The following is a 13,367-nucleotide window of genomic DNA, read 5'->3' as shown; positions in this document are numbered from 1 at the left end:
GGTCGTCACCGCCAAGGTCGATCAGTGATCGGCGAGATCGGTGACACCCGATTTACCACCGGCCAGCGCCTCGATGTGCGCGGCAGAACAGGAGCGACCAGCCATGACTGTGGACAATGGGACGAGACCAGCGGGTTCAGTAAGCGGCGATCGAACGTCGAACGGCGCTGAGACAACGGTCGACGCCGTCATCGTCGGCGCGGGGTTCGGAGGGCTGCGCGCCCTGCACGAGATGCGTGAGCTCGGCCTGTCGTCAATCGTCATCGAGGCAGCCGACAATGTGGGTGGCACGTGGTTCTGGAACCGCTACCCCGGTGCCCGCACCGACAGCGAAAGCTGGGTCTATGCCTTCCCGATCCCGGAGATCCAGGACGAATGGGACTGGACCGAACGATTCCCGACGCAGTCCGAGGCGCTCGGTTATCTGAACTTTGTCGCCGACCGCCTCGACATGCGCCGGAATATTCAGTTTGAGACCCGAGTGACGTCAGCCGAGTACGACGAGCAGAGCAGCGAGTGGATCGTCCGCACGGATACCGGTGACACGTTCCGGTGCACGTATTTCGTACCGGCCGCCGGTCCACTATCGGTGCCCTACAAGCCGGACTTCGCCGGCCTGGACGACTTCCGCGGGGAGTGGCACGTAACCGGACGCTGGCCCCACGAGGGTGTCGACTTCGCAGGCAAGCGGGTCGCAGTCATCGGCACCGGTGCCACCGGCGTGCAGCTCATTCCCATCATCTCGCACACCGCGTCCGAGGTGACCGTCTTTCAGCGCACACCCAACTTCGTACTTCCAGCACGGAACTACACTCTGACATCTGAAGAACGGCAAGGCATCCGGGCGAATTACGACAGTATCTGGGAGAAGAGCCGACTGCACTTCTTCGGCTTTCCCATGGACATGGCGGGTCGGACAATCAATGACGTCACCCCAGAGGAAGCCCAGAAAATACTCGAGTGGGGCTGGGAAATCGGCGGCTTTCACTTCATCTTCGAAACCTTCGACGACATCCTGGTTGACCCGAAGTCGAATCAGGTCGTCGCAGATTTCGTTCGCGACAAGATCCGATCCATCGTCACAGATCCCAAGACTGCGGACCTACTGTGCCCGGAGAACTACCCCATCGCCGGCAAGCGCCCTCCGTTGGGACACTTCTACTACGAGACTTTCAACCGCGAGAACGTCACCCTCATCGACGTGAGCGAGACAGCGATCTCTGGAATCACAGAAAAGGGTGTCAAGGTCGGCGACCGCGAGTACGAAGTCGACATTATCGTCTTCGCCACTGGATTCGACGCAGTGACCGGCAGCTATCGAGGCCTGGACATCCGCGGACGAAACGGGCGAACACTGGCCGATGCGTGGACCGACGGCCCCCGCACCCAGCTCGGAATCGGTGTCGAGGGATTCCCCAACATGTTCATGATCGGCGGTCCCCAGACGCCGTTCGCGAACATCCCGGTCGTCATCGACGGCGTCGTGGAGTGGATCGGAGATGCAATCCGGTTCATGCGTGACAAGAACGTCGCGACCATGGAGCCGACAGGGGAGTCCATGGAAATCTGGCGTCAGACCGTCAATGCCATCGTCGACGCCACCGTCCTGTCTCAGGGGCCGAACTCATGGTTCCTCGGCGACAACATTCCCGGTAAGCCACGAGCCGCACTCTTCTACTTCGGCGGAGTCGGTGCCTTCCGTGAAGCGTGCCAACAAGTCGCAAGTGGTGGCTATGACTCGTACGTCTTCAGTCCTGCCCAATCTGTCGCTGTCAGCAACTGAGTCCGACCCGTCACCGAAGGAGACATCACTATGGGAACAGCTCAACCGAACGCGCTCTTCGACCTCTACACCGAGATGGGGGTTCGGATGGGTGCCGAGCCGCCGATGGATCTTCCCACCATGAGGGACATGCTGGAAGGTCTGGCGGTACTCGCAACCGAGCCCACCGACGTCACCTACGAGGACGTCGACGCCGGCGGCGTACATGCCGTAATGATTACACCCTCGGGTGCACAAACAGATCGTGTGATCGTGTACGCACACGGTGGTGGGTGCGTGACCGGCTCCTCGGCAAGTCACCGTAAGCTTGCCGCCCACCTTGCCAAAGCGGCTGGATCCAGAGCGATCGTGCCGGACTACCGATTGGCTCCCGAAAATCCGTTCCCGGCGCAGATCGAGGATCTGATCATCGTGCACCGTTGGTTGCGCGATCAGGGGTACTCACCGGAATCGACTGCCGTGGCAGGGGATTCGGCTGGGGGTAACCTATCGATCAGTACGGCGCTTCGTCTGCGGGAACTAGGAGAGCCGCTCCCGGCAGCGATCGTTGCATTCTCACCGTGGCTGGACATGGAAGTCACCGGTGAGACGATGAAAACAAATGCCGACAACGACGCGCTGATCTCGCCGGAAGTGAGCGGGATGATGGCCGGTATGTACCTGGGCGAAACCAAGCCGAACACTGCTTTGGCGAACCCCCTGTACGCCGACTTGGCGGGCCTGCCTCCTCTGTTCGCGTCCGTGGGCGACGCGGAAACGCTGTTGGACAATGCGCAGCGCATTGTCGAGCAGGCGCGCACAGCGGGTGTCGAAGCGACACTGGAGGAATCGCCAGGCCAGCAACACGTCTACGTCTTCATGGCCGGCCGATCCAAAGAAGCGGACGAGACCATCGGCAATGCCGGGGAATGGCTCAAGGCCCGATTCGGTCGATGAGCTCTCGGTGACACCCACATCTGTGGGTGTCACCGCTTTCGTGGCTGACCTGGCAGCTCGACCGTCTTGATGGGTCCGCGTCACCCATACATCCACAGCTCACATTCGAAACACTGAGGGATCACTATGCAATTCACTACTGAGCACGACGCGTTCCGCAAGTTGGTCCGTGATGTCGTCGAACGAGATATCGCACCCCATCTCGACGAGTGGGAGAAGGCGGGTGCCTTCCCAGCCCACGAGCTGTTCCCGAAGCTCGGTGACCTCGGTCTGCTGGGCCTCGAGTACGACCCGGAGTACGGCGGCCAGGGCGCTGACCACTCCTTCACAGTTGTCCTGTGCGAGGAGCTCTACCGAGCCGGCGCAGCCGGTGTGCCCCTTGCCATCGGGGTGCAGGCCATGATGGCGACACCCTCTCTCGCCGAGTTCGGTACCGACGAACTCAAGCGGCGGTATCTCGCCCCGGCTATTGCTGGGACGCAGGTCTGTTCTGTCGCAGTAACCGAAGCAGGCGCCGGTTCCGATGTCGCAGGCATCCGCACTCGCGCAGTTCGCGACGGCGACGACTGGATCATCAACGGCAGCAAGCTATACATCACCAACGGAACCCAAGCAGACTGGCTGTGCCTGCTTGCCCGTACCTCCGATGAGGGCGGCTATCGAGGCATGAGTCAGATCATCGTCGAAACGAAGTCACCGGGCTTCTCTGTCTCCAAGAAGCTGGACAAGTTGGGGAATCGCTCTTCCGACACCGCTGAGCTGTACTTCGAGAACGTCCGCGTTCCGGTGTCCAACACAATCGGTGAAATCGGGCGGGGGTTCCAGCAGCAAATGTCGCAGTTCGTGATCGAGCGGATGTTCGGCGCATACGGAGTGGTGGGGGCCTGCCAATGGGCGCTGGAACGAACTCGTGAATTCGTTCGGGAGCGCAAAGCGTTCGGCAAGTCCCTTTCCGACAACCAGTACATCGCGTTTCGACTCACGGAACTCGCCGCGAAAGTCGATCTGCTGCAATCGCACAACTACCAATCGGCCGACGCGCATATGGCCGGCGAGGACATCATCCGACAAGCGACTGTAGCCAAACTCATGGCTGGGCGTCTAGCTCGGGAAGTTGCCGACGAATGCCTTCAGTTCCATGGCGGCATGGGATATATGGAGGAGACGTGGACCGCTCGATTCCTACGTGACAGTCGTCTCCATTCCATCGGAGGAGGCGCTGACGAGGTCATGTTGCAGGTGCTCGCCCGCAGGGACGGACTGCTTGCGTGACCAGTGATTCGGCAAGCCCGACTTTGCTGGCGGGCCCGGCCGATAATCGAACCAAAATCCGTAACTTCGTAGACATGAGTGGAATGATGAAGCAGGCGAACACAGTTCAGACCGGAGGCGATACTCGTGCGTCCTGATGTTACTCAGGTGAGTCAGTTGGAGCTCAACCTTGCAACTCGGATGTCGGTCGGCGACCTCCTGACCCGTAGTGCCCGCTTGTTCGGGCATCGAACGGCGGTCGCCGATTCCCGCGAGGAAGTGACGTACTCCCAACTCGACAGCGCGGCCGAGGCTTTCGGGCGCGGACTGCTCGAGTCCGGCGTCCGCAGCCAAGAGCCCGTGGCCTTCCTGCTCGGCAACTCATGGCGCTTTCTGGCCAGCTTCTTCGGCTGCGCGAAGGCCGGAATCGTGGCGTTGCCGATGAATCTCATGCTCTCGACCGACGATGTCGCGTGGATCCTGCGGGACTCCGGTACAACAACGGTGGTAGTCGATGCGGCGTACGTTCCCTTGTTGGAAGCCGCGCTGCCGTCAGTGCCTGCCGTCACGAGAATTGTGCTCATCGGTGACGAGGTTCCATCCGCGATCTGTGGTCGTGAAGTTGTCAGCTGGGACGACGTTGCGGCCGACCCCAGCCCTCTCGAAGTCGTTGTCGATGATCGCGACACGATGCATTGCCTGTACACCTCGGGAACAACGGCACGACCCAAAGGCGTACTGACGAGCCATGTGTCCGTATACGTTGCGCTGATGAGCAACGCTCTACAGCTCGAGCATCGCCGCGGTGACGAGTTCAGCGTATTCCCCGTCGTATTGCCTTTGTTCCACACAACGGCGTTGGATACCCTGACGTTGCCGATTCTACTGACCGGTGGAACAGTTCTTCTCCCAGCAGGTTTCGAGGCCGAGTCATTCTTGGATCTGGCCGAGAGCCGTGCCGCTACACACGTCATGTTGCTGCCCACGATGTTCAGCGCAGTACTCGAATCGCCGAGTCTGGCGACCCGGAATCTGTCCTCGGTGCGGATGTGCATTTATGCCATGGCACCGATGCCGGAGGAGCGAATCGGGCTTTTGGCCGCGGCGTTCCCCAACGCAAAGATCCTGCTGGGCTCGGGCCAAACAGAGGTCGTACCGGCTACAGTGTTCCAGTTCCCATCGCACCAGAAGACGAAGTCGGCGTCGTGGGGTCCCCCGGTTGTCACGGTCGATGCCCGAATCATGGGCCAGTCCGGTCAGCTACTGTCCGCAGGGGAAACCGGTGAAATCGTCTACCGAGGTCCTCATGTGATGTCGGGGTACTGGAACAACCCGCCCGCGAACGCTGCTGCCTTCGAGCACGGTTGGTTCCACAGCGGCGACCTCGGGCATGTCGATGAAGACGGCGTGATCTGGTTCACCGATCGTGTTAAAGATATCGTCAAGACCGGCGGCGAGAACGTGTCCTCCGTCGAGGTGGAGCGTGTGCTGCTGAGCTGTCACGACGTCCTCGAAGCAGCAGTGATCGGCGTGCCTGACGAGCGGTGGGGTGAGTCTGTCACCGGCGTCGTCGTGCCGGTCGATCCTGACATCGATGCCGAGGCGCTTGCCGTTCGCTTGCTGGCCCATTGCAAGCAACACCTCGCAGGATTTCAGGTCCCCAAGCGGATCGATGTGGTGTCGGGGCTTCCGAAAACGGCCACAGGCAAGATTCAAAAAGCTGTGCTGCGCGACAGCTTTCGCATCTGATCGGACGCTGAATCAGTTCCCCGAGAGATCGTGGGTGCGCCGGGCGTCGGGTCAACCGACGCCCGGCCTCCATGTTGGGCCGATGTCGTCTCAACGCAACCACGTACAGCACTCAGTGCGCCGGCGAGCCGGCGCGACGAAAGGTCGCTCATGATTGTTGCCCACAGTACGTATTCGCGTCCTCTTGCAGACGAAGACAAGGGCCTTGTTGCAGAACACCTCGCCTTCATCAAGCAAGGATTCGACGACGGAACGTTTGTCGCAGCGGGGGCCCGCCAATCCTCGATCGGCGGAGTGGTCCTCGCCCGCGGGGTCTCCGAAGATGACCTCCGCAGGCTGATGCAGCAAGACCCATTCGTGCGGGTAGGGCTTGTCGACGAGTACGTGATGCTTCCGTTCGACGTGTCGATGACTTCGATCAACGCGCTCAAGGAAAAATGAGCCGGGTTCCCGAAGGCCGCACGGTGAATACAGTCGTGTCCGACGCTTTGAACGGTCTTCTCCGGCCGATGATGTTCGGTGAGATCCCCGTGAGCAACCGCGTGATCATGGCTCCATTGACGCGGCTGCGCGCTGAACCGGATGGCACGCCTGGCGAAATTGTTGCGCGGTACTACGCTCAGCGCGCCTCTATGGGTCTGATCGTGTCGGAGGGAACGTTTTTCACCGAGGCTTCGCGCGGCTACTTGGGGCAACCAGGGTTGGTCGACGATGCGCATCAGGCCGCCTGGGCTCGAGTTGCTGCGGCCGTCCACGCTGCTGGTGGAAAGATCGTGGTGCAATTGATGCACGCGGGCCGTCTCACCCATCCGGGCATAACGGGAGGCCGCGAAGTGCTGGCACCGAGCGCGATTGCAGCCCCTGGCACCGCGCGAACCGAGGCGGGCAAGGAACGCTTTCCGATACCTACAGCACTGACAACGGCGTCGGCTGGGGATGTCGCCCATCAGTTTGCCAGGGCGGCAGAGCGGGCCGTGGCCGCAGGTATGGACGGCGTCGAAATCCACGCAGCAAACGGATATCTGCTTCACCAGTTCCTTGCACCGAACTCCAACCAGCGCATAGACCGGTACGGCGGCACACCTCGAAATCGAGCCAGACTGGTCGAAGAGGTGATCGACGCCGTCGGATGTGCAATCGGCTCGGGCCGGGTGGGGCTGCGAATCTCACCAGGGCACGACGTACAGGGAACGCTCGAGACGGATTCGGCCGACGTGGTGGCAACGTACGGCACTCTCGTCGATCACGTGAATCGAGGCGACCTGGCATACCTCTCGATTTTGCACGATAGACCAGAGGGAAGCTTGGTCCAGGAACTTCGTCGCCGTTTTGCAGGGCCACTTGTCTTGAACACCGGATTCGCCTCGATCACAACGCTTTCCGATGCCTCGGCCATGCTTCGCGGCGCGGGTGCCGACGCAGTCGCTGTCGGTCGAGCCGCGATCGCGAATCCCGACCTCGTCGAGCGGTGGCGCGACGGATGTGCCTTGAATGTTCTGCGGCCCCAAACCTTTTACGTCGGTGGTCCCGAGGGGTATGTCGACTATCCCCGTCGTTGAGTGATCGCTGAGAAGGGGACTTGCACGGTCACCGTGCGGGCATCCTCAGGCCGCCGTCCAACCGGACGGTCTCGCCATTCATGTAGTCGTTCGTCAACAGCTCGAGCGCCAGTCGGGCGAATTCTTGGGCGTATCCGGCGCGCTTGGGAAAGACAGCACTTCTCGCCAACTTGTTCTTGTAAGCGTCGCCCTGTGGCAAAGAGTCGAAGATCGGCGTGTCGAACAATCCTGGCGCGATCGAGTTGACGCGGATGCCGAACTCGGCGAGGTCCCGCGCCATCGGCAGTGTCATACCCACCACGCCTCCTTTGGCCGCAGCATAGGGCGTCTGGCCGACCTGCCCCTCGAAGGCAGCGATTGAGGCCGTGTGCAGGATCGACCCACGCGTCGCTCCATCGGATGTCGGTTCGCTCTTCGCCATGGCAGCGGCAGCGAGCCTGGCGCAGTTGTAGGCACCGATGAGATTGACCTGAACTTCTCTCGCGAATGCTTCGAGCGGCAACGGGTCGAAATCGGCCGATACGGTCCGACGCTCTTGGCCGAAGCCTGCAGCGTTGACCAATGCACGTAGAGGGCCCATGGTGACCGCGGCCTCGACCGCAGCCGCGACGGATTTCTCGCCCGTGACGTCGGCTCGGCAGAAGCGGCCTCCGATGTCACCGGCTACGGCCTCTCCCCGATCGGTCTGCAGGTCGAGAATGACCACTCGTGCCCCTTGCTGGGCCAACAACCTGGCTGTTGCCTCACCGAGGCCGGAAGCGCCCCCGGTGACAATGGCGGAAGATTCGCTGAGATCCATGACGCACGCCTCTCGATCGGTCTGTGTACAACAACCTTACGGTCCACCTGACAACGTAATCAACTATGCATAGATAAAAATGTCGAGTTGAACGCGGCACAGTAGATGGAAAGTTGTAGTAAATATGCAAAAATCTGACTGAGAAGTCATATTCGAGACCCGACAGGTCCTCGGACGCTAGCTCCACTGGAACCCGTCGGCGCGGTCGTCTGGCGAGACGAATCAGGTATGCGGTGCCGACTTGCCGGCTTCGGTGGAGGGTGAGACGCCGATTGCGCGCGCCCAAAGCTTCGTCAACGTGGTGACAGCAGTTGCTTCGTCGTATTCGACACCGTGCACGAACCACAGGAGCGTGAAGTTCTCGACCATCCCGCCCAGAATGCTCGCTGTCAGATCTGGGTCGAGGTCAGGGTCGGCGATCCCGCGTGACTGCAGCGATCGGATACCTGCTGCGTTTCTTCTCAGGAACGGCTCGCGTATCTGAAGCTTCAACTCGCGAAAGTACGGCTCTCTGATGGCCATTTCCTCGATGACTGCAATCAGTCGGGCGTTGCGCCTGGCGACGGCCAGATAGGTCCGATTGGCTTCCAGGATGCGGCTGTAGGGATCTGACGCAACATCGACGGAAGGCCTGGAGGCAGTGAACATTTCACCGGTGATAACGGTGAAGATCTCGCCGAGTATCTCTTCTTTCGTTTTGAAATAATGGTAGAACACCCCGTACGACGTACCGGCCTGGGCAGCGATGTCCGAGATGCGGGCATCGCGAAAGCCCATCTGCTCGAACGTCTCGCGTGCAGCATGTATCAACGCAGAACGTGTACGTCGGCCGCGAGCCGTGGACGGCGTCTGAACCGACGACGTGGTTTGCCCACGGCTGACGACGGACGACGGGAGCGGGGGAGAGCCGATTCGACGTGCCACTGAGTTCCTTCGGTTCGAGGCCCGTGGGTGTCATCATCGGCGTCGACGGGCGGGTAGGGCCGGTGTGAATGCTGCTGTCGATAGTAGGGCGTCGTCAGTCGCGGGCCGGAGACACCGAAGAAGTGTCGTTCAGACGATCTCGAACAACCCGGCTGCACCCATGCCTCCACCGACGCACATCGAGACGACCACGTAGCGAACGTTTCTACGCTTTCCCTCGATGAGAGCGTGACCCACGAGGCGGGCACCGGACATTCCGTAGGGGTGTCCCACCGAAATCGCACCGCCGTCGACGTTGTACCTATCGGGGTCGATGCCCAGTTCGTCTCGGCAGTACACAGCTTGAGAGGCGAAAGCTTCGTTGAGTTCCCACAATCCGATGTCGTCGATGGTAAGGCCATGCGTAGTGAGCAGTTTGGGGATGGCGAACATCGGTCCGATCCCCATCTCATCCGGTGCGCATCCAGCAACTGCGATACCGCGATATACACCGAGCGGTTGGATTCCTCGCCGTCGTGCCTCGCTCGCCTCCATGAGTACCGCCGCCGACGCGCCGTCCGAGAGCTGAGAAGAGTTTCCGGCGGTCACCGTGGAGGTGGGGGACACCGCGCCGTCGGGAGTTACCGGTGGCAAGGTAGACAGTCCGGCCAAGGTGGTCGACGGTCTGTTGCCTTCGTCTGCGGTCAACGTGACTCGCTGTCGCTCGACTGCACCCGATGACTTGTCGGCCACCGTTCTGACCGACTCGAGCGGAACGATCTCTGCATCGAAGCGGCCGTGCTCCTGTGCGTACGCGGTTCGCTGTTGGGACAGCAAAGCAAACTCGTCTTGTCGATCTCTGCTGACGGAGTACCGATCAGCGACTGTCTCTGCAGTGTGCACCATGGGCATGTAAATATCCGGCGTGTGTTCTTCGAGCCAGGGATCTGTCGCACGGTAGAAGTTCTGGTGGGTGTTCTGCACGAGTGATATCGACTCGACTCCGCCTCCGACGGTGATCGTCATTCCATCGTGAAGTATTTGCTTGGCCGCAGTCGCGATAGCCATCAGTCCCGATGAACACTGCCGGTCGAGTGTCATCCCCGGAACGGAGTCAGGTAGGCCCGCACGAAGTATTGCCTGCCGTGCGACGTTGCCACCGGTACTGCCTTGCTGTACTGCACATCCGAGGATGACATCGTCTATTTCACGTCCGTCGACACCTGCGCGCTCGACGGCGTGAGTCAGGGCGTGAGCAGCGAGATGCTGGCCCTGAGTGTCGTTGAACGCGCCGCGGTAGGCCTTGCCTATGGGTGTACGTGCCGTCGAGACGACTACGGCTTCTCGCATGGTGTGAACTCGCTTCTGTGGATGTGGCTGGATCGGTGAACGATCAGGCGTGGTAACTGGTCGTGCCGGATCGACCGACGACGATCTTCGGTACGACGGCGCGGGAGGAGAGTCGTAGCAGCATGTCCACCATCTCGACGATGTCATCGACACGAATCATCGTTTCTGGAGGTATACGGTCGTGCACCCAGTTCGCCATGTCGGTGTCCACGAAGGCCGGTGCGATGGCGGTTGCCGTGACCCCCTTGCCCGACTCTTCGGCATTGAACGTCTCGATCAACGAGATCAACGCAGCCTTGGTCGCTCCGTATACTGCGAGCCCGGCCTCGGCATAGAGGCCGGTGATCGACGACAGCGCAACAACTTTGGCTCCTCGATCGGGATTCGAGGCTGCCGCGGCGCGCAACGACGGTAAGGCCTGCTGGAGCATGGTCAGCGGCGCGCGCAGGTTGATATCGAGGGTCTTGTCCAACCGTCGGAGTGGATAAGTGTCGATAGTTCCGGACGAACCGAAGCCGGCGTTGAGGATGAGCGCGTCGAGCGTCTCGAAATGCTCGGTGTGGGCTGTTACTACGTTCCCGGCGGCCTCTGGGTCTGACAAGTCCCCGGCGGCGACTACGACGTCACTCGCTCCTGCCGCGCGTAATTCGCGAGCGACCGAGTCGAGGCGTTCGGGATCGCGTGCGTTGATGGTGAGCCCATGCCCCTGCTGTGCGAGGCGGGTGGCGATTCCAAGACCGATGCCGCGTGTGGCTCCGGTGACCAGGGCGGTGCGAATCATGATGATGACCCCTTCAGCGCGTGAAGTCCTGCAGCGATGAACTCGGGAACCGACTCCCCGGCTCTGTCGAAACCGTCGCCCACGGTCGCGCCCACCAGGAAGCGATGGTGAATGCCTTCGGCGATGACGGCGAGTTTCAGGTAGGCGAGTGCCATATAGAAGTTCCAGTGTGCGAGGTCACGACCCGAGGCCAGTGAATAGCGTTGCGCGAGATCATCTATCGACGGCATCCGGTCGCTGGTCCATGCTGCCGGCTCGCCGATGACGAGGTCGAACGAGGGGTTGCGATAGACACACATCGTGGCCACGTCGGATAGTGGATCCCCGAGCGCGGACAACTCCCAGTCCACTACCGCGGCCACGTGCCCGACGTCGTCGAGACCGAGGATGGTGTTGTCGATTCTATAGTCGCCGTGCACGATCGACGCCTCGGAGTGGTTCGGGATCGAGTCGGCGACAGCTGTGTGCAAGCGACTCAGATCCGTGCTCGCACGTGTTTTGACCCGTTCCCACTGCTTGGCCCACAGTGCAACCTGACGAGTGAGATATCCGTCCGGGCGACCGAACTGTCGCAGACCGACGGCGTCGATGTCGACCTTGTGGAGCGCTCCGAGAATTCTCACCAACTCATCGACACACTTGTCGAGATCGGTATCGGAGACATCGACGAGATCTGCTGTTGTCCGAACAACGCGGCCGTCGATGCGCTCTACCAGGGTGAAAGGCGCGCCGAGGACGGACACGTCCTCGCACAAGACCACGGTGCCTGCAACGGGCACATCTGTTTTCTGCAGCGCCGAGGTGATGGTGTACTCGCGGGCGACATCGTGCGCGGAAGGTGTCAGACCCGCAGTAGGTGGGCGGCGTAAAACCCACCGCGAAGTATCGTCCGAAAGGAAGTACGTCAGATTGGATTTGCCGCCCGAGATGAGTTCGGCCCGCAAATCGCCTCGCAGTGGCACATCGGAGTCGTTCAGGTAGGCACGCAATTTCTCCAGGTCGAGGCCTCGATGCTCCGTATCGCTCACGAGGATGCACCAGCATTCTGCTTGGCTCCGGCCTTCTGCGCAGCTCCGATGGCGCGCCGTGCAATTGCCCAGCGGTGCACCTCAGAAGCGCCGTCGTAGATTCGGAAACCGCGCACCTCCTGCGCAAGCCGTGCCAAGGGCAGATCCCCGGATACTCCGAGGCCACCGCACATCTGAATCGAGCGATCGACTATTCGGAACACTGCCTCCGCGCCGAACGTCTTCGCGATCGAGGTCTCGTCGCCTGCATGCTCGCCCTGATCGAGAGCCCAGCACGCACGAATGAGCAGAGCTCGTGTCGCCGCGATGTCGATCTCGTTGTCGGCGACCATCTGCTGAATCATGCCGAGGGCACCGAGCTTGCCGCCGAACGCCTCACGATGGGCAACGCGTTCGACAGCGATGTCGTGAGCGCGGCGTGCAGCCCCCAGCCATCGCATGACGTGCGTCATCCGGGCCGGACCCAACCTGACCTGGACGTAACGGAATCCCTGGTCCACCTCGCCGAGAACGCCACTGTCGGGGACGAACAGGTCCTCGAAGAACACCTCGCAGTGGCCGCCGATCATGGATTTGTCCGGGGTCTCGATGTGGCGACCGACGGTCAATCCGGGCACCACGGAGGGGGTGATGAACATGGTGGCACCGCCCCGGTCCCCGGGCACACCGGCGGTGCGCGCAAAGATGATGAAGAAGCCGGCTCCCTCGGCGCCGGTAATGAAGTACTTGTGCCCGTTGATCTTCCATCCGCCGGGCACCTTGTCCGCACGGGTGGTCAACGCGCTCGGGTCGGAGCCCGCGCCGGGGGCAGGTTCGGTCATGGCGAAGGCCGAGCGCATCTCTCCGCGAGCGAGTGGAGCAAGGAAGCGCTCTTTCTGCTCCTTGTTCGCGATGTGGTCGAGCATGTGTACGTTGCCCTCGTCGGGTGCGGCGATGTTCAACGCGACCGGGCCGAACAGCGAGTATCCGCCCTCCTCGAAAACCGGTGCGCGCTCGACCATGTTCAGTCCATGGCCCCCGTACTCGAGCGGGACGTGCGGACCGAAAACACCCGCGTCTCGGGCCGCGGCTTGCAGTGTTTCGCGCAGTTCATCTCCGCCGGCGGCAGCGATATCGCCGTGGTGAAGATCCTCGACGGGCAGCACCGTGCTTCGGGTGAATTCTCGGGTCTTCTCGACCAGCGTGGTGACTTCGGGGGACATCAGAAAATCGGTCATGGTCAAACCTC

At 61.4% G+C, this 13,367-nt stretch carries 12 protein-coding genes; 6 read left to right on the top strand and 6 right to left on the bottom strand.

The window, feature by feature from the left end:
* The first annotated feature begins 103 nt into the window (after positions 1–103).
* The 6 genes from CH283_RS18475 (at position 104) to CH283_RS18450 (ending at position 7,278) form a co-directional block, all read left to right on the top strand.
* The gene (locus CH283_RS18475; RefSeq protein WP_094638254.1) at positions 104–1,783 is read left to right on the top strand and encodes a flavin-containing monooxygenase; all 1,680 of its coding nucleotides are present in this window, start codon (positions 104–106) and stop codon (positions 1,781–1,783) included.
* A gap of 30 nt (positions 1,784–1,813) precedes the next feature.
* On the top strand, positions 1,814–2,719 hold the full coding sequence (locus tag CH283_RS18470) for an alpha/beta hydrolase (RefSeq protein WP_094609757.1): 906 nt from the start codon (positions 1,814–1,816) through the stop codon (positions 2,717–2,719).
* A gap of 126 nt (positions 2,720–2,845) precedes the next feature.
* Positions 2,846–3,991: an acyl-CoA dehydrogenase family protein gene (locus CH283_RS18465; protein ID WP_094638253.1), complete on the top strand. Its 1,146-nt coding sequence runs from the start codon at positions 2,846–2,848 to the stop codon at positions 3,989–3,991.
* 147 nt (positions 3,992–4,138) lie between these two features.
* Positions 4,139–5,719 carry a class I adenylate-forming enzyme family protein gene (locus tag CH283_RS18460; RefSeq protein ID WP_255183261.1) on the top strand — a complete coding sequence of 527 codons (1,581 nt, stop codon included), beginning with the start codon at positions 4,139–4,141 and terminating at the stop codon, positions 5,717–5,719.
* 150 nt (positions 5,720–5,869) lie between these two features.
* Complete coding sequence (locus CH283_RS18455; RefSeq protein WP_094638251.1) at positions 5,870–6,160, top strand: YciI family protein; 291 nt, start codon at positions 5,870–5,872, stop codon at positions 6,158–6,160.
* A 68-nt stretch (positions 6,161–6,228) separates the two neighbouring features.
* Positions 6,229–7,278, top strand: coding sequence for an oxidoreductase (locus CH283_RS18450; RefSeq protein ID WP_094638273.1), 1,050 nt, complete (start codon positions 6,229–6,231; stop codon positions 7,276–7,278).
* A 28-nt stretch (positions 7,279–7,306) separates the two neighbouring features.
* Here the strand turns inward: CH283_RS18450 and CH283_RS18445 are convergent, their stop codons facing one another.
* From CH283_RS18445 to CH283_RS18420, 6 genes are all read right to left on the bottom strand, one after another.
* Positions 7,307–8,077 (bottom strand): SDR family oxidoreductase, encoded by a 771-nt coding sequence (locus CH283_RS18445; protein ID WP_094638250.1) that lies wholly within the window; start codon positions 8,075–8,077, stop codon positions 7,307–7,309.
* A gap of 222 nt (positions 8,078–8,299) precedes the next feature.
* Positions 8,300–9,001, bottom strand: coding sequence for a TetR/AcrR family transcriptional regulator (locus CH283_RS18440; RefSeq protein WP_094638249.1), 702 nt, complete (start codon positions 8,999–9,001; stop codon positions 8,300–8,302).
* Between the two features lie 129 nt (positions 9,002–9,130).
* Positions 9,131–10,330 (bottom strand): acetyl-CoA C-acyltransferase, encoded by a 1,200-nt coding sequence (locus tag CH283_RS18435; RefSeq protein ID WP_094638248.1) that lies wholly within the window; start codon positions 10,328–10,330, stop codon positions 9,131–9,133.
* Positions 10,331–10,373: 43 nt separating this feature from the next.
* Positions 10,374–11,111 (bottom strand): SDR family NAD(P)-dependent oxidoreductase, encoded by a 738-nt coding sequence (locus tag CH283_RS18430; protein WP_094638247.1) that lies wholly within the window; start codon positions 11,109–11,111, stop codon positions 10,374–10,376.
* Positions 11,108–12,139, bottom strand: a complete 1,032-nt coding sequence (locus CH283_RS18425) for a phosphotransferase family protein (RefSeq protein WP_094638246.1) — start codon at positions 12,137–12,139, stop codon at positions 11,108–11,110. The genes CH283_RS18430 and CH283_RS18425 overlap by 4 nt, the downstream gene beginning before the upstream one ends.
* Positions 12,136–13,356, bottom strand: coding sequence for an acyl-CoA dehydrogenase family protein (locus tag CH283_RS18420; RefSeq protein ID WP_094638272.1), 1,221 nt, complete (start codon positions 13,354–13,356; stop codon positions 12,136–12,138). Before CH283_RS18420 ends, CH283_RS18425 begins: the two co-directional genes overlap by 4 nt.
* Positions 13,357–13,367: the final 11 nt, after the last annotated feature.

This window comes from Rhodococcus sp. 05-2254-2, assembly GCF_002259095.1.
GTDB lineage: Bacteria > Actinomycetota > Actinomycetes > Mycobacteriales > Mycobacteriaceae > Rhodococcoides.
The sequence above is the reverse complement of the archived record's forward strand: the minus strand, read 5'-3'. Positions and strand labels throughout refer to the sequence as shown.